This is a genomic window from Bradyrhizobium sp. 23 (assembly GCF_023073295.1).
In the GTDB taxonomy this organism is placed as follows: domain Bacteria; phylum Pseudomonadota; class Alphaproteobacteria; order Rhizobiales; family Xanthobacteraceae; genus Bradyrhizobium; species Bradyrhizobium canariense_D.
The window spans coordinates 162,052-183,064 of record NZ_JADPJF010000064.1 but is presented as its reverse complement, the minus strand read 5'-3'; the positions used below and the strand labels follow the sequence as shown (position 1 = coordinate 183,064).

Annotated in this window: 22 protein-coding genes; 8 read left to right on the top strand and 14 right to left on the bottom strand. The window is 64.5% G+C overall.

Annotation, left to right across the window (positions count from 1 at the left end):
- Together IVB32_RS15955 and IVB32_RS15950 are read right to left on the bottom strand one after the other, a co-directional pair.
- Positions 1–789, bottom strand: a 789-nt coding sequence (locus IVB32_RS15955; RefSeq protein ID WP_247410717.1) for a branched-chain amino acid ABC transporter permease, incomplete at its 3' end; no start/stop codon positions are given.
- 106 nt (positions 790–895) lie between these two features.
- Positions 896–2,188: an ABC transporter substrate-binding protein gene (locus IVB32_RS15950; RefSeq protein WP_240544041.1), complete on the bottom strand. Its 1,293-nt coding sequence runs from the start codon at positions 2,186–2,188 to the stop codon at positions 896–898.
- 135 nt (positions 2,189–2,323) lie between these two features.
- On the opposite strand from IVB32_RS15950, the gene IVB32_RS15945 reads away from it, so the two are divergent.
- Complete coding sequence (locus tag IVB32_RS15945) at positions 2,324–3,157, top strand: MurR/RpiR family transcriptional regulator (RefSeq protein ID WP_018455610.1); 834 nt, start codon at positions 2,324–2,326, stop codon at positions 3,155–3,157.
- Between the two features lie 22 nt (positions 3,158–3,179).
- Positions 3,180–4,004 (top strand): SDR family NAD(P)-dependent oxidoreductase, encoded by an 825-nt coding sequence (locus IVB32_RS15940; RefSeq protein WP_247410715.1) that lies wholly within the window; start codon positions 3,180–3,182, stop codon positions 4,002–4,004.
- A 73-nt stretch (positions 4,005–4,077) separates the two neighbouring features.
- Here IVB32_RS15940 and IVB32_RS15935 read toward each other — a convergent pair whose 3' ends face one another.
- Entirely contained in the window at positions 4,078–5,151 is a 1,074-nt protein-coding gene (locus IVB32_RS15935; protein ID WP_247368119.1) for a DUF2778 domain-containing protein, read from the bottom strand.
- Positions 5,152–5,797: 646 nt separating this feature from the next.
- Between IVB32_RS15935 and IVB32_RS15930 the strand changes: the two genes are divergently transcribed.
- Positions 5,798–6,322, top strand: coding sequence for a FecR domain-containing protein (locus IVB32_RS15930; protein ID WP_026232987.1), 525 nt, complete (start codon positions 5,798–5,800; stop codon positions 6,320–6,322).
- Between the two features lie 75 nt (positions 6,323–6,397).
- Entirely contained in the window at positions 6,398–8,287 is a 1,890-nt protein-coding gene (locus IVB32_RS15925; protein WP_247368120.1) for an adenylate/guanylate cyclase domain-containing protein, read from the top strand.
- Between the two features lie 25 nt (positions 8,288–8,312).
- Here the strand turns inward: IVB32_RS15925 and IVB32_RS15920 are convergent, their stop codons facing one another.
- The 4 genes from IVB32_RS15920 to IVB32_RS15905 form a co-directional block, all read right to left on the bottom strand.
- Entirely contained in the window at positions 8,313–9,815 is a 1,503-nt protein-coding gene (locus tag IVB32_RS15920) for a glycosyltransferase family 39 protein (protein ID WP_085351077.1), read from the bottom strand.
- A 6-nt stretch (positions 9,816–9,821) separates the two neighbouring features.
- A complete protein-coding gene (locus tag IVB32_RS15915) occupies positions 9,822–10,955 on the bottom strand; it encodes a glycosyltransferase family 2 protein (protein ID WP_247368122.1) in 1,134 nt (377 codons plus the stop codon).
- A 259-nt stretch (positions 10,956–11,214) separates the two neighbouring features.
- Complete coding sequence (locus IVB32_RS15910) at positions 11,215–11,418, bottom strand: hypothetical protein (protein WP_026232985.1); 204 nt, start codon at positions 11,416–11,418, stop codon at positions 11,215–11,217.
- Between the two features lie 89 nt (positions 11,419–11,507).
- Positions 11,508–11,888: a hypothetical protein gene (locus IVB32_RS15905; RefSeq protein WP_026232984.1), complete on the bottom strand. Its 381-nt coding sequence runs from the start codon at positions 11,886–11,888 to the stop codon at positions 11,508–11,510.
- A 115-nt stretch (positions 11,889–12,003) separates the two neighbouring features.
- Here IVB32_RS15905 and IVB32_RS15900 point away from each other — a divergent pair, with 115 nt between their 5' ends.
- Together IVB32_RS15900 and IVB32_RS15895 are read left to right on the top strand one after the other, a co-directional pair.
- The gene (locus IVB32_RS15900; RefSeq protein WP_085385045.1) at positions 12,004–12,825 is read left to right on the top strand and encodes a DUF72 domain-containing protein; all 822 of its coding nucleotides are present in this window, start codon (positions 12,004–12,006) and stop codon (positions 12,823–12,825) included.
- Positions 12,826–12,845: 20 nt separating this feature from the next.
- Positions 12,846–13,307, top strand: a complete 462-nt coding sequence (locus IVB32_RS15895) for a DUF488 domain-containing protein (RefSeq protein ID WP_018455600.1) — start codon at positions 12,846–12,848, stop codon at positions 13,305–13,307.
- 149 nt (positions 13,308–13,456) lie between these two features.
- Here the strand turns inward: IVB32_RS15895 and IVB32_RS15890 are convergent, their stop codons facing one another.
- The 7 genes from IVB32_RS15890 to IVB32_RS15860 form a co-directional block, all read right to left on the bottom strand.
- Positions 13,457–14,371 carry a PhzF family phenazine biosynthesis protein gene (locus IVB32_RS15890; protein WP_026232983.1) on the bottom strand — a complete coding sequence of 305 codons (915 nt, stop codon included), beginning with the start codon at positions 14,369–14,371 and terminating at the stop codon, positions 13,457–13,459.
- A 122-nt stretch (positions 14,372–14,493) separates the two neighbouring features.
- Positions 14,494–14,802 (bottom strand): amidohydrolase family protein, encoded by a 309-nt coding sequence (locus IVB32_RS15885; protein WP_240550529.1) that lies wholly within the window; start codon positions 14,800–14,802, stop codon positions 14,494–14,496.
- Positions 14,803–15,185: 383 nt separating this feature from the next.
- Positions 15,186–16,493 (bottom strand): adenylate/guanylate cyclase domain-containing protein, encoded by a 1,308-nt coding sequence (locus IVB32_RS15880; protein ID WP_018455597.1) that lies wholly within the window; start codon positions 16,491–16,493, stop codon positions 15,186–15,188.
- Between the two features lie 31 nt (positions 16,494–16,524).
- A complete protein-coding gene (locus tag IVB32_RS15875; protein ID WP_018455596.1) occupies positions 16,525–17,688 on the bottom strand; it encodes an ABC transporter permease in 1,164 nt (387 codons plus the stop codon).
- Positions 17,685–18,602, bottom strand: a complete 918-nt coding sequence (locus IVB32_RS15870; RefSeq protein WP_247368124.1) for an ABC transporter ATP-binding protein — start codon at positions 18,600–18,602, stop codon at positions 17,685–17,687. Before IVB32_RS15870 ends, IVB32_RS15875 begins: the two co-directional genes overlap by 4 nt.
- On the bottom strand, positions 18,599–19,387 hold the full coding sequence (locus IVB32_RS15865; protein WP_026232982.1) for an efflux RND transporter periplasmic adaptor subunit: 789 nt from the start codon (positions 19,385–19,387) through the stop codon (positions 18,599–18,601). The genes IVB32_RS15870 and IVB32_RS15865 overlap by 4 nt, the downstream gene beginning before the upstream one ends.
- Complete coding sequence (locus IVB32_RS15860) at positions 19,384–20,079, bottom strand: TetR/AcrR family transcriptional regulator (RefSeq protein ID WP_018455593.1); 696 nt, start codon at positions 20,077–20,079, stop codon at positions 19,384–19,386. The genes IVB32_RS15865 and IVB32_RS15860 overlap by 4 nt, the downstream gene beginning before the upstream one ends.
- Before the next feature lie 108 nt (positions 20,080–20,187).
- Here IVB32_RS15860 and IVB32_RS15855 point away from each other — a divergent pair, with 108 nt between their 5' ends.
- Positions 20,188–20,523 (top strand): metalloregulator ArsR/SmtB family transcription factor, encoded by a 336-nt coding sequence (locus IVB32_RS15855; protein ID WP_018455592.1) that lies wholly within the window; start codon positions 20,188–20,190, stop codon positions 20,521–20,523.
- A complete protein-coding gene (locus tag IVB32_RS15850) occupies positions 20,520–20,984 on the top strand; it encodes an SRPBCC domain-containing protein (protein ID WP_247297309.1) in 465 nt (154 codons plus the stop codon). The genes IVB32_RS15855 and IVB32_RS15850 overlap by 4 nt, the downstream gene beginning before the upstream one ends.
- The last annotated feature ends 29 nt before the right edge of the window (positions 20,985–21,013 follow it).

Sequence of the window (21,013 nt, the reverse complement as noted above, 5' to 3'; positions counted from 1 at the left end):
GACCAAAAGACCCGCCACGACCGCACCCCAAAAGCTGCCGACGCCCCCGAGCACGATCACCAGGAACGCAGGAATGACCGCATCGACGCCCATATGCGGGCGAATGCCCCAGATCGGCGCGACGATGATGCCCGCGATCGCGGCCAGCATCGTGCCGAACACGAAGACCAGCATCCGCAACCGCGACAGGTTGATGCCGAGCGCGCGAACGATCTCGCTGTCATGCGCGCCGGCCTTGACCGTCGCACCGAACGAGGTCTTTTCGATCAACAGCCAGACCAGGCCGATGACCCCGGCCGCGATGCCCGCTGCGTAGAAGCGATAGGTCGACCAGATCAGGTCGCCGAACAGGAAGCCGCCGTTGATGGCGGACGGCACCTGCAGCACGTAGTCGCGCGTGCCCCACACCAGGCGGATCATCTCTTCGATCACCATCGCGGCGCCGAAGGTCAGGAGCAGCCCGTAGAGCGGATCCTTGCCGTAAGTGCGCCGCATGCAGAGCTCGATCAGCATGCCGACCAGACTCACGATCACGGGAGCAATGATCAACGTCGCCGCATAGCGCCAGCCGAGCGGCAGCGCGAGCCACGCTTTCGCAAGTTCCATCGGCAATGGAGGGCGCGGCCCCGTGAGCTGCATGGCGACATAAGCCCCGAGCGCGAACAGGGAGCCGTGCGCGAGGTTGATCTGCTCCATCAGCCCGACGATGAGCATGAAGCCGAGTGCGATCAGCGCGAACAACAGGCCGAGCGTCAGGCCGTTGAGGAGATGCGGAAGAAGGTCGAACAAGGTTTTTGGCTCTCGCAACTGGCATGTGTCATCCGGGAGGCTGACGGTCCCGGAGGCGCGGCGCGCGAGATGCGCGCCGCTCGTTCTGCGATGTGACGCACCGTCTCTAGGAGTCGACGGTCGGCACCTGCTCGTAGGGGGTGAGCTTGCACTTGCCGGGTGCCGCATCATCGGCGGCCGATTTCGGCTCCGTCCAGCTGATGATCTCGAACAGATCGGTATTGTCGACCGGCTTGGCGTTGCGCCGCGCCAGATAGATCGTCTGCTGCATCTGGTGCGTCATCGGATCCATGTAGGCGTCGAAATGCTGCATGCGATCGGTCGCCGAGACCTTCAGGTTCTCGAGCTCCTTGATGATCTTGACGTTGTTGGTCGACCCTGCCCGCTCGATTGCACGCAGCAGTTCGCGCGTGGACATGTAGCCGTTGTAGGAGACGTTGCCCGGCACCGGGATCGGGCCGTCCTTGTTGGCGGCCTGCCACTTCTTGACGAATTCGGCGACACCTGGCAGCGGCAGCTTGTGATACCAGGTGGTGCCGAACACGCCGAACAGGCTGTCGGGCGCGCCCCACACATCGGGCCAGTCCTGCTGGTTGTTGATCCAGGCCGGCTTGCCGTCGAGCTTGAGCTGCGCCACCTGCTCGCGCAATGCCTTGATATCGTCGCCGCCAACTGCGGTCGCCACAACATCGGGCTTGGCCTGCTGGATCTTCAGCAGATAGGCAGTAAAGTCGCGCGTGTTCTGCGGCACCAGCAGATTGTCGAGGATCTTGCCACCGGCGCTCTCGACCTGCGTCCTGGTCGCGGCAGACGTCGTGTGACCCCAGACATAGTCGTTGGTCAGCAGCATCCAGTTCTTGCCGATGGAGTCCACCGCGTTCTTGACCGACGCCTTGGAAAAATTGGTGCCGTTGCCGTCCCATACGAATTTCACGCGCGAGCAGTTCTCCCCGGCTTCGCTGGGCGCGGAGGAATTGGTGTTCATGTAGATCACACCATATTTGCTAGCGACCTGTGTGATGGCGTTGGCGACGCCCGAATGCAGCGCGCCGATCAGGATGGTGCAGTCCTCGCGGGTGATGAAACGTTCCGCGACGCGGCTGCCCGTAGCTGGCGTCGTCTCGGTGTCCGCCGTGATGAACGTGACCTGGCGCCCGAGTACGCCCCCTTTGGCGTTGATCTCGTCGATCGCCATCTTGATGCCGCGGAAATCATCCTGGCCGCTGTTGCCGTATTGACCGCTGGCATCGCAGGTCAGGCCCAGCTTGATCGGTTTCGCGCCTTGCGCCCAGGCATGATTCTCCCGCCACGGCCCAAAGAAGCTTCCGGTGCCGCCGATGACACTCGCCATCAAGCCGCCCTTCAGAACGCTTCGCCGTGAGATCTGACGCCCTCTCATCGTGTCCTCCCGTTTCCGAAGTCTTTTGCTTCTTGTGGGATTAGAATATTCATTCCATATGTTATGTAAAGTAGAATATTTGATCCAAATGGTGAAATGCCGTTAAACAGGCGGCCGATCCGGAGATCCGACTCGATGAACAAGGCGGCTGGCGCCATGACTTATGACGAACTGCGCGGCGCGATCGCGCAGCGGCACCGGGCACTGTCCGGCCGGTTACAGCAGATCGCGGAGTTCGTGCTCGATCACCCGACTGATGTCGCACTCGGCACCGTGGCGGAGGTGGCGCAGCGCTCAGGGGTGCCGCCGTCGGCGATCGTTCGCTTCGCGCATGCGCTCGGGTTCGGCGGCTTCACCGAGATGCAGCAGGTGTTCCGCTCCCGTCTCGTCGCCGGCGTCGCGCCAAGCTACAAGGCGCGCCTCGCCCGCATGAAGAGCCAGGAGAAGTCAGTGCTCGGCCGCCAGCCGGCCGCGGTCTTGTCGCGTTTCGTGTCCGAAGCGCAATCATCGCTGGTCACGCTCAGCCAATCCGTCCATGCGCGCGAACTCGACGCCGCAACCGCGATCCTTGCCAAGGCACGTGACATCTATCTGCTCGGCCTGGGCGGCTCGTTCCCGGTTGCGATCCACCTCGCCTACGTGCTGCGCAAGCTCGGACGGCGCGTCGTCCTGCTCGACGGCCTTGGCGGCAGCATCCACGAGCAGTCGCACGCGGCGACATCAGACGACGCGCTGGTCGCGATCAGCTTCCGAAATTACTATCCGGATACGGCGCGCTTGTTTCCCGAACTCGTCGCGCGGGGCGTGCCCACGATTTCCATCACCGACAGCCTTTTGAGCCCGATCGTCGAGGGCGCGAGCGTCGTGTTCGAGATCCAGGACATGCCTGAGCCCGCGCTGCGTACGCTTGTCGCACCGATGTGCCTCGTGCAGGCGTTGGCGATCGGCCTCGACCTCGCCGCAGACTGACATTCACAACAGGAACAAGATCATGACATCGCATGACACCAACAAGCTTCTGGCAGGCAAAGTTGCACTGGTGACCGGCGCGGGACGCGGGCTCGGCCGCGCTTTTGCAGAGAAGCTTGCTGCGCTCGGCGCTGACGTCGCTATCCACGGCATGCGCGAGAACGGGCCGGCCGACGATGGCGAGGGCACCACCCTCACCGCGGTCGCCGTCGAGATCGGCCGCGAATTCGGCGTTCGCAGCCAGCGCGTGCTCGGCGATCTCACCAAGGGCGAGGACATCGCACGCGTCATCGCGGAGACCGAAGCGGCACTCGGCCCGATCGACATTCTCGTGCACAATGCCGGGGGCGATATCGCGGCCGGCGGCGGCAAGCCCGATCCGAACGATGCGGTGAATATCAAGGAGGCCGACGTGCGCGCGGTGCTGGAGCGCAATCTGCTCTCCACCATCCTGACATGCCAGGCGGTCGCGCGCGGCATGATGGAGCGCCGACGCGGCCGCATCGTGACGCTTGGCTCCGTCGCCGCTTTCAAGGGACGTACCCAAGGCTCGATCTATGCGGTCTCGAAGGCCGGCGTGGCCCATTACACGCGATGCCTGGCCGACCAACTCCGCCCCTACGACGTCGCCGTCAACTGCATCGCGCCCGGAGATACCCGCACCGGCCGCTTCCTCGGAACGCGTGCAGTCGACCCCGACAGAATGGTCGAGACCGGCACGCTCGACCGGATCGCAACCGTCGACGAGGTCGCGCGCGTTGTCGAATTCTTCGCAGGGCCCATGGGCGCCTTCGTTTCCGGTCAGGTGCTGCGGATCGACGGCGGCGGGCAGTGCTGGCCGGGCTAAAACGCACGCGCGAAGCGAAACAGAAAAGGGCCGCTGCAAGCGGCCCTTTTGCGTGATCTCGAATTGACTGAGCCTAGTCCACGCGCGCCAGCACCGCGAGCTTGCGGATGCCCTTGTTGCGGTAGGCGTCGAGGAACGCGTAATAATCCTTGAACGACACGCAGCCGTTGGAATCGCCGTTGGGCCCGAGCATGAAGGTATGCGCGAGCAGGCCGTCGCGGCCGTAGATCGCGCTCTCACCGCCAATCGGGGTCAGGCGCAGCGCAGGCACGCCGTGAAACAGCGCCTCGCGCGGTTTCAGCGTGTAGATATGCGGCGGCGTCACACCGCGCATGCGGACGCGCGAGGAGCGCGGGTCGTCGAGGTTGGAACCGAGGCCGGAATGCGCCTCGAGCTTGGTGCCGTCGGGCAAGTAAACCGTTTTAGCGGAGATGTCGTAGACCGCGGTGTCACGCTCATAGGGCGCCGAACCGCCGAGCATGGGGTTCTGCTCCCTCGGCGCGATGGAGGCGGTCACGCTGGCGTCGGCCGAGGCATAGGCGAGCAGCCCACCGGACGGCTCGCGCTTGCCCCAGAGCTTTTCCACCATCGACTGGCGCGGTCCGGTAATCGACATCACCGCAGCCTTGGCGCGATCGGCAATCGATTTTGGCTTCGCCTCAGGCGCCGGCACGATCTCGGCCGGATCTGCCGAGGCAAGCTGCAGCGGCGCGTCAGCGCCGCGCTTGGACTTCGCAGCGTCAGCGATCTTGGCGGGACCTGGCTTCAGGACTTCCGCGACCCTCGCGATCACGCTCGGCTTCGGCGCGTCCTTGGCTTCGGCGACCTTGGTTGCGGGCGCGGCGCTGGCCGCATTCGATGTCACGCCTTGGGTCGCAGCCGCGGCAAAGCGATCGTTGAACATCTCGCGCGAGATCGGCGCTGCCACCTGCAAGCGGTCGGGCAAGAGCGCAAAGGCCTCCTTGACGGCCTCACCGGCCTCGCGCAGCGCGACCCTGGGCGCCCGCTTGATCACGGGCTCGTCGTAGCCGCTGCTGCCGACGGTCGGATAGACGCTGGCGGCAAAGATGTTGCTGTAGATGGTCCAGCCGGCGCCAAGCACGACGCAGCCGATCACGGCGGCGCCAAGCACGTTTTGGGTGGTCATTTTCCGGGAAGGCTTCCGATAGGAATTGCTCGAGAATCCTTTGGACTTTCGTGCCGCGATGCCTTGCGCAGCGATACTCGTACTCATTCGCCTTGCGTCCAGAACGGTGTCACTCGGTCCCCCTTCGAAGCGCCGCTGGTCACGGTCCGGGAACAGCATCTCGCAGAGGGTCGGAGCGTCATTAAGGCCACTTTTAGTTAAATGCGGATTAAGTTCGGGCGGATGTGAGGCAACCCGTTCGGGTGTCCCATTTCGAGAAAAAAGCCCGCAGAACTACGGACTTAAGGGCGTCTGTTAACTATAATTCTCGGCGGGATTGGCGTTGCCGGCGACCGTCTCCGGCCGCATCTCTAAGGCCATCCAACCAAGTCGTTTTCGTGGTGTTCAATACCCGGAAGATAGCGGGAAAGCGTTGCGCGAGGCTGGTGCGCAAGCACCCTCTGCTCCGCAGCCGCAGCGCGGTTGTCAGCAGCTACACCGCGCACGCGAGCAGGTGCCCTGACCGAAAGTTGATCGCACCGCACTGGAAAAGGCCGCAGCGCGAAAATAGCTACGGCAACCGGCACTTTTCAGCAGCCTCTGCGTGTGATACGGTACCGTATCAAGATCGCCTTGAACTGTGCCGAGCACGCAAACGGAGGCTGGCATGAGAGAGTTCGTGCGCGCAGGGTTTTTCGCTCTGGCGGGGTCGTTTCTGTTGATCGGACACGCGATTGCCCAGCCTGCCGCCAATGTGGGCTGCACGGCGACGCCATCTGCTGCCGGTACGCAGACCTGGCGCTGCGACAACGGCATCACGATCGTTGCCGAAAGCGGTGCCAGATTTGAACTTAAGGACGCTAACCGCGACGGACATATAGACTCGGTGGAGTTGAGCAGCAAAGCGCTGCTGGTCGAGGTGCCCAAGAAGCCCGGCGGCAATCCCTTCAAGGTACTGACGCCGCAGGCGATCGCCGCGGTGCGCGGCACGAAATGGGCGGTCGATGTCGCAGAGGCCAAGACCTCCGTCTTCGTGGCTGACGGCCGTGTCGGCGTGAGCCGCAGGAATGGTGGGCGCAGCGTGGTATTAGACCGTGGCCAAGGCGTCGACGTGGAAGCCACAGGCCCGTTGACGGTCAAGACATGGGGCCAGCCGCGCGTCGACGCGTTGATGGCAAGACTTGGTCAGTAAGACTTGGCCAATGGTTCGGGTCACCTGGGCGCGGCGAACAGCATTTGGACGATAGAGAAATTGCAACACGACCACATGAGTAGCCGACGCGTTCAGATCCTGGTGGCACTCGTCCTCACCGCACTGTGGGGCGCGGGCATCTATGCCGGTCACGCCAACGGTCATCTGCGGTTTCTCGATCGCCTCGAGGCGACGCTGACGGATTGGCGGACGCAGGTCCGCGGCGTGCGGGTTCCGCCCGATCTCGTCACCATCGTCGCGATCGACGACACCGTCGTGAAGCGCGGCGGCAGCTATCCGCTGCCGCGCGCCGATCTCGCCCGCGTCGTCGACACCATCGTGCAGTTCAAGCCGAAGGTCGTCGCGATCGACCTGCTGCTGGTCGATCGCAGCGCTGCGATCGGCGACGCTACGCTGGCAAATACGCTGGCTACGGGTCCCATCGTCCTTGCCGCCGCAGCGATCTTCCCGTCCGCCAGCGAGACCGTGGAGACCAGCGGCCAAGGCCCCCTCGCCGCCCTGCCGCAGGCCGAGCGCTTCCTGCTGCCCTTGCCGGCGTTCGCCGATCATGCCGAGGTCGGCGTCGTCAATGTTGCGACCGGACAATCGGGCTCGCCGCTCTCGGTGCCGATGCTGTTCCGGACGAGCGACAAGGTCGAGCTGTCCTTTCCGTTGCGGGTCGCGGCGCGCGCGCTCGACAAGTCGCTGACGATCGCGCCGGACCATCTGATGCTCGGCGACCGCGCGGTGCCCACCGATGCCGACTTCGCGCTACCGATCACCTATTACGGCCCGCGCCGGACCATCCGCACCGTCAGCGCACAGAGCATCTTCGACGGCACGTTAAGTCGCGCGGCGATCGAGAACCGGATCGTCGTGATCGGGGCCTCGGTCGCCGGCGGCGGTGATTTTTACCCAACACCGTTCGATTCTCTAATGCCCGGCGTCGAAGTGGTCTCCACCGCGATCACCCATCTCGTCGCCGGGGACAGCATCGTGCGCGACCGCAAGGTCCACATCGCCGACGCGCTCATCGCGATCCTGCTGCCGGTGCTGCTGGTGGGCCTGCTCGCCTGGCGGCGCAGCGCGCTCGGCATCGTCGCCGCGGCCGCGGTGATGATCGCCTGGGCCGGGTTCAATCTGTTTGCGTTCACGCATGGCGTCTGGTTGAACGCCGCGACCACGCTCGCCGCGGCAGTGCCGCCGGTTGCGGTCTTTGCCGGCGTGCAATTGTGGGCGGGAGGCCGCCGCACGCAATATTTTGCCGCCAAGAGCCGGTCGCTCGCGCAATTCCAGGCGCCGGCCGTGCAGGAGTGGCTGGCGCGGGATCCGAATTTCCTGTCAACACCCGTCCGGCAGGACGCAGCAATGGTCTTCATCGATCTCTCCGGCTTCACGGCGCTGAGCGAGCGGATCGATCCGGGTGAACTCCAGGACATTCTGAAGGCGTTTCACGCGCTGATCGAGAAGACCGCGGTCGATTGCGGCGGCATGATCAGCGGCTTTCTCGGTGACGGCGCCATGATCCTGTTCGGCCTGCCCGGCGCGATGCCCGACGACGCCGCACGCGCGCTGAAATGCGCGATCGACCTGCACCGCGGCGTCGAACGCTGGATCGCGTCGTTGCCGCCCGCGATCAGGGATCAGCTCGGCTTCAAGATCGGCGCGCATTCCGGCCCGATCGTCGCCTCCCGCCTCGGCGAAAGCCATCAGCACATCACGGCGACGGGCGACACCGTCAACGTCGCGAGCCGGTTGATGGAGGTCGCTGCTAAAAACGGCGCGCGTCTCGCGCTCAGCGATACGCTGCTGGATGCGGCCGATTTCCAGGGCGCTCCCCACGGCGTTCTGTCGGGCCCCCTGCTCACGCAGGTCCGCGGCCGCTCCGGCGTCGTGAGCGTCTGGTTCTGGCGCGACCAGGACAGGCCGAACCAGGCCTCGACCAAGGCCGAGATGATCAACTGAACTTTCGTCGTCGTTCCGAGGAGAGCTACCGCGCTTCCGGCGGCGGCGAGCGGTCCAGCACGTCGCCCTTGGCGCCTTCGAGCAGATCGATGCTGTAAGTCTCGATCACGAGCGGGCCGCGCTTGCGCTGCAATTGCGCGACCTGCGTCACCTTGGCAAAGAGATCGTGGACGGCGGGATGGCCGTCAGAGCGCAGCTCGTCGACATAGATCAGTTTGCCCGCAAGCAGCTTTGGATCCGGCTCGGGCATGTTGGCCCAGCGGATGCGCTGGTTTTGCTGCGCCACGCAGCTGCCGCGCGGCAGATAGAAGGCGAGCCAGCCCGTCGTGCCGTAGTCCGGGGCAAGCACGCAGGTCGCGCCATTGCGAGCTCGCACCGCTTCGATTTCGGCAGCAAGCTCGCGCCAGCCGACGCCGACGCTACGCACGGTCGCATCGCGGCGATAGCCGGACAGCCAGCCGGTATTGGCCTGCACGATCAGCGCGGCAAACATCACGATGCCGGTGGGTGCGGCCCAGCGCAGGCAGAAATCCACCAGGCGACGCTGCCGCGGCTTCCACTGCACCAGATTGGCGGCGGCGGCCGCCGCGATGACGAAAGGCGGATAGACCGGCGCGAACCAGTTGGCCTCGACGCGGGCATGCAGCGAATGCCAGACGAAATAGGCGACGATGGTCCAGAACATCGTCTCGATCAGCACGCGCGAGGCGAGTGCGCCGGCCCGGCGCCAGGTCAGCGCGTGCAGCCCCATCGCGCCGAGGATGAACACCAGCGGGGTTGCGAACGCGATCTGCGTCGGAATCAGCTCGGCGATGAAGACCGGACGAAAATCCTCGATCCTGGCGCGCCCGAGCTGCTTTGCGAACGAGACCCATTGATGATCGGCATTCCAGAGGATCACCGGCGAGAACAACGCGAGCGCAACGAAACCGCCCAGATACGGCCAGGGCGAGAGAAACCAGTGCCGCAGTTTCGGCACGGCAGCGATCCAGATCAGGATCGCCAGCCCGAAGAACATCGCGGTGTATTTGGACAGGAGCGCCGCACCGACGGCTGCGCCGACCGCGAGCCACCAGATGCCGCGGCCGCTCTCCAGCACCTTGGCGAGAAAGAACAGCACGAAGCTGGAGGCAACCAGAAGCGGCGCATCGGGCGTGACAATCAGCGTGCCGACCGAGGCCAGCAGCGTTACATTGAGCAGGATGGCGCTGGTCGCGGCCACCCGCGCGCCGCCGATCAGGATCGCGGCGGAGCGATAGATCGCGTAGCTCATCGGCAGCGCGAGCAGGATCGAGACCAGGCGGACGCCGAGCTCGGTGTCGCCCGCGATCAGGGTCCCGGCGCGGATGACGTAGGCAACCATCGGCGGGTGGTCGTAATATCCCCCGGCGAGGTTCTGCGACCACATCCAGTAATAGGCTTCGTCGAAGGTGATCGGCGTGAACGCGGCTGCGACGAGCCGCAAGCCGACCAGCGCAAGGATCACCAGCGCCGTATTGCGGACGATCCGCGCGTCAGCCCCGCCCATGGTGAGCTATTTCTTGCGCCAGACGAACAGTCCGGACATCGCGTAGTTCCACACCACGCCCATCAGCGCCCCGGCCGCACCCGCAAGCCACCAGATCGGCTCCTGGTCGTAGACCGAGAAGGCGACGCCGACATTGGCGAGCAGGCCGACGCTGCACACGATGTAGAACGCGATCAGACCGCGCAGCAGTGCAAAGCCCTTCAGCCGCTGGTCGCGGTAGGTGAGGAAGTTGTTGAGGACGAAATTGCTGGTCATTGCGACGATGGCGCCGGAGGCCTGCGCTTCCGCGAACGGCTCCTTGAACAGCTCGAGCGATATGAACAGGGTGGTGAGATGCACCACGAGGCCGATGCCGCCGACCATCGCGAACAGCAGGAAGCGTAACGAGACAGCATCGTTGGTGAACTTCGCCAGCACCAGGCCGAGAAAATCCAGCGCGACCATGGAATCGAGCTTGCTTTCGCCGTGCTGCCGCTCGCCGAACGTGTAGGGAATTTCGATGGCGCGCAAGGTGCCGTTGGCGCTGGCGACGAGGTCGAGCAGGATCTTGAAGCCGTGCACGGAAAGTTTCGGCGCCAGCTGCTCGAAGCGGTCGCGGCGAACCATGAAGAAGCCGCTCATGGGATCGGCGATCTCGACCCGCAGCGCTTTCCTGGCGAGTTCCGTTGCCAGCGCGCTGGCGCCGGCGCGCTGCTTGTTGAAGCCTTCGCTCTTGTAGCCCTCGATGTAGCGGCTGCCGACCACGAGCTCGGCCTGCCCGCTCGCGAGCAGCGACAGCATCTTCGGCAGTTGCGTCTCGTCGTGCTGGAGGTCGGCGTCGATCACGGCCGCATAGGGCGCGCTGGAGGCCAGGATGCCCTCGATGCAGGCCCCCGACAGGCCGCGGCGGCCGATACGGCGGACACAGCGCACGCGGCTATCGCGCTGGGCCAGCGCGCGCACGACGTCCCAGGTGCCATCAGGCGAATTATCGTCGACGAACACGACCTCCCAGGCGATGCCGGCCAGCACGGCCTCCAGCCGCCGGTACAGCACCGTGACACTGTCGCGTTCGTTGAAGGTCGGGACGACGACCGACAATTCGGGCGCCGGCGAAGCCGCCCGTGGGTTATCGGAGCCCGGTCTGATCGCTTGATTCATGACGGCAGCGTATATCCGCCGCGTCCTGTGCTGCCAAGAACTTGCGCCAGCAAGCCGGGGTTTCTCTGGGGAGCGGCCCAAAAAGGGGTCCCAAAATGCCAACGACCCCGGAACGGCGGGCGGCGCGTACATCCGGCGCAGCCTGGGCTATTCCAAGGTCGTTCCAGCGCCGGAGTTTTTCGCTCAACGTCGCCGTTAGAAGCTAAATGGGAACGGCAACGCCGCTTTACAAGGGGCGAAAGAGGCCTTTTTCACGCCCTTATTGGTTCGGGACTTCCTTGATCACCGGCCCTCGCGGCACGGGCGCGGCAGGAGCCGCCGGCGCCGCAGCCCCGGCCGGCTCGGCCTTCGCAGGCTTGGGCGGCTTGCCGTACTGGCCGATCGGCCCAAAGACGACGGCGACCGCAAGCACAATCGCCGCGACGATCGCGCCCAAAATGCCCCCCACCGACTCAGACGACATGGAAACCCATCCCTGTTCCAGATGCGCCCAGTGATACCATGGATGAGCGCGCTGCCGGAAGGGCTTGCCGGACGCACCGGTTCAATGGGCTATTTCTGCGGCGGCTTGTGCTTGACGAAGGCCGTCACGATGTCCTTCTGCGCCGCCTCCACCGCCCTGTTCGCGGTCGCGAGATGGGCGCCGGCATCAATATCCGGATATTGCGCGGTGAGATAATCGAGCAGTGCCACCCGGTAGTATTGTCGCTCCGACGGACAGGCTCCGGCGACGGAGCGGCCAAAATCCTGTTCCGACAGGCCCTGATTGCCGACGCGCGAATATTCCCGCGCCAGGCAATGCCAATAATCGTCGCGGCCCTGCGTGGCGAGCTTCTGCGCACCCTTGGCATCGTCATCGTCGGCCATAACTGAAGATATCATGGCAGCAGATGTCATCATGACGAGCGCCGCTCCCACCATCAGCATCCGCATCTTGTTCTCCTTTTTTCGCAGATCCTATCGCGAGCTTAGACGGGACGTCGCAACTGGCCAATCACAACTGGTTTGATTAGGATGGAGGCCCTCCTCCCGCATCCGAGATCCTCCCGTGGCCAAAGCAAAAACCGCGTCCAAAAAATCCGGCAACATCTTCATCGGCATCGGCGGCTGGACCTTCGAGCCATGGCGCGGGGTGTTCTATCCGGAGAAGCTCACGCAAGCCAAGGAGCTGTCCTACGCCGCCTCGAAGCTGACCTCGATCGAGATCAACGGGACTTATTACGGCTCGCAGAAACCGGAGAGCTTTCGCAAATGGGCGAGCGAGGTGCCTGATGGTTTCGTGTTCTCGGTGAAGGGGCCGCGCTTCGCCACCAACCGGCGCGTGCTGGCCGAGGCCGGGGATTCCATCAAGCGTTTCTATGATTCCGGCGTGCTGGAACTCGGCGATCATCTTGGGCCAGTGCTGTGGCAGTTTGCGCCGACCAAAAAATTCGACGGCGCCGATTTCGGAAAATTCCTCGAGCTGTTGCCGCGCAAGCTCGAGGGACGCGCGCTGCGCCACGTCGTCGAGGTCCGTCACGACAGTTTCTGCACGTCGGATTTCGTCGCGCTGATCCGCGAATTCGAGACGCCCGTCGTGTTCGCCGAGCACGGCAAATATCCGGCGATCGCCGACGTCGCCGGCGATTTCGTCTATGCCCGGCTGCAGAAGGGCAATGACGAGATCAAGACCTGCTATCCGCCGAAGCAGCTCGATGCCTGGGCCAAGCGCTTTCAGGACTGGGCCGAGGGAAGCGAACCCGACGACCTGCCGAAGGTCGACAAGGCTAAGCCGAAGAAGGAGCCGCGCGACGTGTTCGCCTATGTCATCCACGAGGGCAAGGTGCGCGCGCCGGCCGGCGCGATGGAGCTGATCGCGCGGGTGAGTTGACGTGTCGCTAAAGGTGTCTCATGGCAAAGGCAAAAAAGCTCTTCACCATCGGCTATGAGCAGACGCCGCCGAAGGCAGTGCTCGACGAGCTGGAGCAATCCGGCGTCAAGCTCGTCGTCGACGTGCGCGCGGTGACGTCATCGCGCCGGCCCGGCTTTTCCAAGAGGCAGCTCGCCGCAGGCCTCGATGAACGCGGCATCGCCTATGTCCATCTGGCAGCGCTCGGCACGCCCAAGGAAGGCCGCCTCGCCGCCCGCAGCGGGCAATACGATGTACTGGAGAAGGTTTTCTCAAAGCACCTGAAGACGCCGGAGGCCAGGGAGCAGATGGACGAGCTCTCGGCGCTGGTGAAGAAAGCCGGTCCCGTCTGCCTGCTTTGCTACGAGCGCGACCACACCCATTGCCACCGCCAGATGATCGCGGAGATCATCGAGGAGCGCGATGGGGTAACGGTGAAGAATTTGGCGGGACGGCAGGCCTGAACGACTCTCTCCGTCATGGCCGGGCCTGTCCCGGCCATCCACGCCTTGCCACACAGCACGAAGAACGTGGATGCCCGGGCCTTCGCGTCGCCGAAGCGGCTTCGGCCGCGCAGGCGGGACAAGCCCGGGCATGACGATGGAATAGAGAGCTAACCCTCCCCATCAAGCCTCAACGTCCCTTCCATCATCCGCACGCAGCTGCCGCCGACATGGGCGGAGACGATCTTGCCGTCCTGCTTGCGCACGCGCGTCTGCAGGATGCTGGGCCGGCCCATGTCAAAGCCCTGGCCGACCGTGAGCCTCAACTCGCCGTCGCGCCTGGGATCGAGATCGGCGAACAGCGCGGCGGCTGCGACGGTTGCGCTGCCGGTCGCGGGATCCTCGGTGAGGCCGCTGGCGCCGCGCATGAACATGCGCGCCTGGCGCTCACATGGCGCCTCCGCTGCGGGCACGTCACGGGTATAAAACCACACCGAGCGGGCGCCATCGCGTGGCAATATCTTGCCATAGGCCGCGGCATCCGGCCGGGCCCGCTTCAGCGCCTCGCGCGAATGCAGCTCCATCACGAGAAACGCGTTTCCGACGGTGACGACGTGCGCTGCGTGGTTGTCGGTCTTGATGTCATCCGCGCCGAGCGAGATGCAACTCGCGGCTTCAGCAGGTGACAGTGGCGCATACCGCGCCAGCGGCTGCGGCGCGGTCAGCTCCGTTCTGACCACCCGGCCCTGCTCCCGCACGATCTCGACCGGCACGAGCCCCGCCTTCTCCTCGAACAGCAGGCGCGGTTTCGGCTCCTTCGCCAGCGACGCCAGCACGAAGGCTGTGCCGACATTGGGATGACCGGCAAAGGCGATCTCCAACACCGGCGTGAAGATGCGCACTTCGGCGTCGTTGGCCTTATCGCGCGGCGGCAGTACGAAGGTCGTCTCCGAATAGTTGAACTCGGTCGCGATCGCCTGCATCTGCTGCGTGGAGAGCCCGCCGGCATCCAGCACCACGGCGAGTTGGTTGCCGCCGAAGGCGCGGTCGGTGAACACGTCGACGGTGATGTAGCGGCGCTGCATCTTCGCTTCCTCTTCACGCAAGCGCAGCCGCGGTCGGCTGCATCGCCGGCACTCTACAAGCCGGCGACATCGCCCGTCATGCCCCAAAATAGAGTGCAATCGGAGCAATCGCGGAAGACGGATCAAAAGCGGCAGAGCGAACGTGGCGATGCGAGCACTTGCGCGCGTTCACTCTGATCGACGATCAGCCCATCGATAAATCGCCGGTTCTTCGCGTAGCTTTGCGCCTTCTCGAACTGCGTGTGCGGCCAGTCGCTGCCCCAGAGCAGTCGATCGAGGCCGTACGCGTTGCGCAGCAGCGGGTAGGCCGTCTTCGCAAAATCTTCGCCGGCCGCGCCGTTGCGATACGGCGCCGAATCTACTCGGCCTCCAGCGCGAGATCCCGCGCAGTCCGCCATCAGCGTTCGCGACGCCGGGCTGGCGGACTTCACCGGCCCGGCTTCGTCTCTGCCGCGAGTTAGTACGCGGACGCCGTGTTGGGCAGGCAAGGCGGCTGTGCGTAAGGCGCAGAGGCATACGCGCCTGCTGCCGGAGCCCTGACGCAGTCGGTCGCCACGTGAGTTGCGGCGCGGCGCGCACGCTGTCCCGCGCCGATGCGGCCTGGCTTTGGGTGACAGCGGCGGCGATCAGGGCGGCTGCAACAAGGATCGATCGAGTCATTGGCTTTCTCCGGGTGACAAAGGGAAGCTGAGATTTTCGGCTTCCACCGTGCAAGACCCAAAAGCTACCAAGGATATTTCATCACGCGCCTTCAACGAAACGCGAGCCGCTTCAACGAAACGCGACTCACAAGTGAAGGCGCAGGCGGCGGCCCTCACCCCAGTTGAAACACCGCCACCTTCTGCTCATAGCCGCGCACCTCGACCTCCCCAAGCGACACCGCATCGTCGCCGTCCTCGCCCAGCGCCTCGTGGACCGCCGCCGAGATCAAGAGCTGCGAGCCGAACTCCTTGTTCAGCGCCTCCAGCCGGGAGGCGAAGTTCACGGTGTCTCCGATCACCGTGTATTCCTTGCGCCGGGGCGAGCCGATATTGCCGGCGACGACCTCGCCGAAATGGATGCCGATTCCGATTCTGAGCGGCCAGCTCGTCTGCGCGTTGATGCGCGCCATCGCGGTCAGCATCTCGCGGCCCGCGGCGACCGCGCGGTGCGCGGCGTCGGAGGTCTCCAGCGGCGCGCCGAACAGGGCCAGAAAGCCGTCGCCCAAAAACTTGTTCACGATGCCCCCCTCGCGGTCGAGAATGTCGACCAGGACGGCGAAGGCGCCGTCGAGCCGGTCGACCACCTCCTGCGGGGTGCGCGACTGCGCGCCGGCGGTGAAGCCGCGGAAATCGACGAACATCACGGCGACGCGGCGGAGGTCGCCGGCGGCGCTCGTCCCCGCCGCCATCAGCCGCTCCACCACCTGCGGCGAAACGTGCTGACCGAACAGGTTGGTCACCCGGTCGCGCGCGGTCGCTGCGGCAATGCTTGCGGCGAACTGGCGGCGGAGCTGCGCACCGACCGCGCCTGCAAGCACGCCGCAGATCAGGATGATGGTGCTTCGCACCGCGTGGAAATAGATCTGCGGCTCGCCGCTCCCGCTGGCGGGATCGAAGATCAGCGCCACAGCGAGCAACTCACCCGCAGCGACGAAGCCGGTGAAGGTGGACAGCCAGAAGTCAAGCCGCAGGGTCGAGAGGATGACGAAAATGAAATAGATCAGCGGCACGACGAAGCCGAGCGCCTGGCTCGCGCCCATGCTGCGGATCTGCAGGATCAGGATGACGGTCGGCAGCGAGGTCTCGATCAGCGCGCCGATATAGCGCCGGATCACCGGCAGATCGCGGTCGAGCTTGAGGTTTCGCCTGATCTGGCTGTGGACCCAGACCTCGAACAGGATGAAGCCGGTCAGGAGACCATAGACCTCGGCAAGCCCCTCCGTGCCCCGCCAGACCCGCTGCACCACGGACGAATTGACGAGGTAGATCGCGGTGAGGAACACGACGATGACGCAGCCCGTCGTGATCAGCGCCCTCACTCGCACGAGCTCGGTGCGCAGCACCTCGCGCGTCAGCTCGCGCTCGAAGTCTTCGGACATCACGGCATGCTGCCGGGCCTTCCTGCTCGCAAAACTGACCATTCCGCCCCCTTGATTCCAGGGGCATCTTGCCTCAATCCAGCGTGCGGCGGAAGCGCGTCACGGCGATGGTCATGGCGAGCAGCATCAGGACCGCCAGCGCCAACGCGTCGAAACGCAAATTTTGCATGCTCGCACCCTTCAGCATGATGGCGCGGACGATGCGCAAATAATGCGTCAGCGGCAGGCACTCACCGACATATTGCGCCCAGGCCGGCATCCCGGCGAACGGGAACATGAATCCGGACAGCAAGATGCTCGGCAGGAAGAACATCATCGACATCTGCATCGCCTGGAGCTGGTTTTGCACCAGCGTCGAGATCGTGTACCCGATCGCCAGATTGGTCGTGATGAAGAGCGTCGAGAGCAGCGCCAGCAGGAACAGATTTCCGAGCACCGGCACGCCAAACAGGCCGACCCCGATGCCAATGATGAGGAACGCCTGCACGAACCCGACCAGCACGTAGGGAATGATCTTGCCGAACATCACCTCGACCGGCTTGATCGGCATCGACAGCAGGCTCTCCATCGTGCCGCGCTCGACCTCGCGCGTGACCGAGAGCGCGGTGAAGATCAGCATGGTCATGGTCAGGATGGTGCCGACGAGGCCCGGCACGATGTTGAGGCTCGACGCGGCGGCGGGGTTGTAGCGGGCGTGCGCGCGGATCTCGAACGGCATCTCCGGGGGATCTCCGATGTAGAGATCGTGCTTGAGTGCGGTCTGCACGACCATGCCGAGCGAGCCGATCGCCGCGCTCGCCGCCACTGGATCGGTGGCGTCAGCCGCGACCAGCAGCGCCGGCTTATCGCCGCGCCGCACTGCCCGCTCGAAGCCGCGCGGGATCTCGACGCCGAACAGAACCTTGCCGGATTTCAGGAGATTGTCGAAATCTTCGACGTCGTGGACTTCGTAGAGAAAGCGGAAATAGGCGGTGTTCTCCAGCGCCTTCAGGATCGAGCGTGCGAGATCGGAATCCTCCTGAAGCAGCACCGCGCTCGGCAGATTGTGCGGCGTGGTGTTGATGGCATAGCCGAACAAGAGCAGCTGCATCACAGGCAGCATCACGATCATCGCAAATGACACGCGGTCGCGCTTGAGCTGGATGAACTCCTTGATCAGCATCGCATAGGAGCGCCTCCAGAAGCCGAAGCGCTCCCGGATCGCGTGCTGGGGTTCAGGATGATCGACCGCGCTCATTGGAAATTGTCCTTGGAACGGCTCATCAATTCGATAAACACGTCTTCCAGTGACGGCGATGATTTGTGCCAATGCAGTCCGCACGGCGCGATGCTGGCCTCGAGCGCGGCGACGTCGCGGCCGGAGACGTGCAGCGACGTGCCGAACGGCGCCACCATGTCGATTCCCGGCTTGCCGGTGAGCGCAGCCGTGAGCTCGTTCAGGTCCTCGCCCGTCACGGTGTAGGTCGTCAACGCGGATTTCGCGATCACCTCGTCCACGGTGCCATGCACGAGCAGATGGCCATAGGCGATATAAGCAATCTCGTGACAGCGCTCGGCCTCGTCCATGTAGTGGGTCGAGACCAGCACGGTGAGACCGTCGGCCGCGAGTGCATGAATCTCGTTCCAGAAATCGCGCCGCGCTTTGGGATCGACGCCGGCGGTCGGCTCGTCGAGCAGCAGCAGTTTCGGACTGGGCAATGTGCAGGCACCTAGCGCCAACCGCTGCTTCCAGCCGCCGGAGAGTTCGCCCGCGAGCTGTTCCTCGCGCCCCGAGAGCCCGATCCGCTTGATCATGTCGCGCGCGGCGCCGCGGGCGTCGGCAAGGCCATAGAGCCGCGCGACGAATTCGAGATTCTCGCGCACCGACAGGTCCTGATACAGGCTGAACCGCTGGGTCATGTAGCCGACCTGGCGCTTGATCTTTTCGGCGTCCTTCAGGATGTCGTAGCCGAGGCAGGTGCCCTCGCCGCTGTCGGGTGTGAGCAGGCCGCAGAGGATGCGGATGGTCGTCGTCTTGCCGGAGCCGTTCGGCCCGAGGAAGCCGTAGATCGAGCCGCGTTTCACCTGCATCGACAGATCGTGCACGACCTCCCGGCCGCCGAACGACTTGGTCAGGCCCTTGACGTCGATCGCGATGCCATTGCCGCTCATCGTTTGTCCGCCACCGGAGTTTTTGGATTGAGATAGACGTCGATCGGCTGTCCGACGCGCAAGGCGTCGGGACGCGAAGGCCGCGCCTGGATCAGATAGACGAGCTTGTTGCGCTCCTCGAGGCTGTAAATGACAGGCGGCGTGTATTCGGCCGAGGTTGCGATGAAATAGATCTTTGCGGTGAGATCGGCGGCGCAATTGTCGCACGCGATCCGCACCGTATCGCCGATCGCAAGCTTCGGCAGCTCGGTCTCCGGCACGAAGAAGCGCAGCTTCATGTTGCCGGGCGGCATGATCGAGAGCACGGGCCGCTGGGCCGCCACCATCTCGCCCTCGCGAAAATAGATCTGCTGGATGGTGCCGGCGACCGGCGCAAAGCCCTTGCGCCGCGCCATCCGCGTCTCCGAGGTCGCCACCCGCGCCTCGGCGACGCGCAAGGCGGAGACGGCCGAGTCGAGATTGGCCTGCGTGCCCGAGCCGGTCTTGCTCAGCGAAGCCGCGCGATCGTAGGTTTGCTGCGCATTCGCCAGCGTCGCCTTGTTCTGGTTGAGATCGGCAAGCTGGAGATCGTCGTCGACGGAATAGAGGTGATCGCCGACCTTGACCTGATCGCCCTCGCGGACGTTGAGCTTCGTCACGCGACCCGCCTCGTCTGGGCTAACGAAGATCATGTCAGCCTCGACCCAGCCCTGGAAGCCGGGATCACGCTTGTCTTTGCAGCCGGCAAGCCCGGTCGCGAGGACCGCGATCAATGCGAGTACAGAAATTGCTTGCGACGACCTCATGTCGTGCTCCGTTCGCCAAAAATCAAATCGAGATGAACGCGCAGCATGTCCTGCGCGTCGAGCGGCGCGTGCCGCGCAAACAGGCTCTGCCAGATCACCGCGATCATCGCGGGTGCGACCAGGATCTGCGGGTAATGCGCCAGGTTCTTCTGGCGGATCTCGCCGCGGGCGATGCCGAGCTCGATCAGGGCGCGCATGGCGGAGATGCCGCGCGAGACGACCTCGCGGTAGTAGAAGTCGGCCACGGAGGGAAACCGCGGCCCCTCGGCCACGATCAGGCGCACGAGATCGCCGCGCCTGGTGCCGATGACCTCCTTCAGGAAGTTGCTCGCAAACGCCTCGACCAGATCGCGCACCGAGCCCGCCGGTGGCGGCAATGCCGTCAACCGGGTCACGACAGGCACGATCACCGTCCGGACCAGCTCCTCGAACATCGATTCCTTGTCCTTGAAGTGCAGGTAGATGGTGCCCTTGGCGACACCCGCACGCTTCGCGATGTCGTCGAGCCGCGTCGCGGCAAAGCCCCGCGCGATGAATTCCTCCATCGCGGCATCCACGATCGCCGCGCGCCGCTCCGCCGCGCGCGTGGCACGGCTCGGCGCGGACACCGCATCCTCCCCAGCGCGTGAATTGGCCTTCGCGTTGGAGCGAGCTGCGGGCGGCGTGGCGGCTTTGGCGGGTTTCCTGGTCATTGATCGGATATGACTGACCAGTCAGTCATAGTCAAGACAGCGCTACGGAACCAATCTGGTCCACAAATTAGTATTGACTAATTCATTAGCGACGGCTAATCTAATCCTATGATCGAAGCCGCCCCAAATCCCGTTACCACCGTCATGCGCGCCCTCGCGGACCCGACGCGACGCGCCGTCTTCGAACGCGTGTTCGAGAGCACGGAGATCAGCGTCGCTGAAATCACGCGGGGAAGTGGCGTGACGCAAGGCGCGATCTCGCAACATTTGAAGTCCCTCAAGCAGGCCGGCCTCGTCGCCGAGCGTGCCGAGGGCCGCAACGTCTATTACCGTGCCGCGCCGCAAGGCCTCGAACCGCTGGTCTCCTGGATGGACCATTACGGCGTGTTCTGGCGCGAGCGCTTCCAGAACCTGCGTGACCTCTTGAAGGAGATCGACCCGTGAGTGCTGTTGGATTGAAAGCCGAGACAAAAGACATCGTCATCGACGAGGTGCTCCCTCATGCGCCGGAGACGATCTGGAAGGCGCTGACCAGCGCCCAGCTGATCGCGCGCTGGCTGATGCCGCCGACCGGTTTCGAGGCCGTCGAAGGCAACTCTTTCACCTACCAGACCACGCCGGGCGGCGCATGGGATGGTGTCATCCATTGCCGGGTCCTGGAAGTCATGCCGAACCGCCGCCTCGTCTACGCCTGGAAGGGCGGCGATGAGCGCAACATTGGCTACGGCGCGCCGCTCGACACCGTCGTGACGTGGTCCCTCACCCCGGTCGAGGACGGCACGCGGATCCGTCTGGTTCATGCGGGCTTCGTCTTGCCCAGGAACGAATCGGCCTACACGGGCATGAGCGGCGGCTGGAAGAAGGTCGTCCGCCAGCTCGACGAGATCAGCGGCGAAGACAAGTAAGGAGTAATCGCATGACCAAGCCCTATACC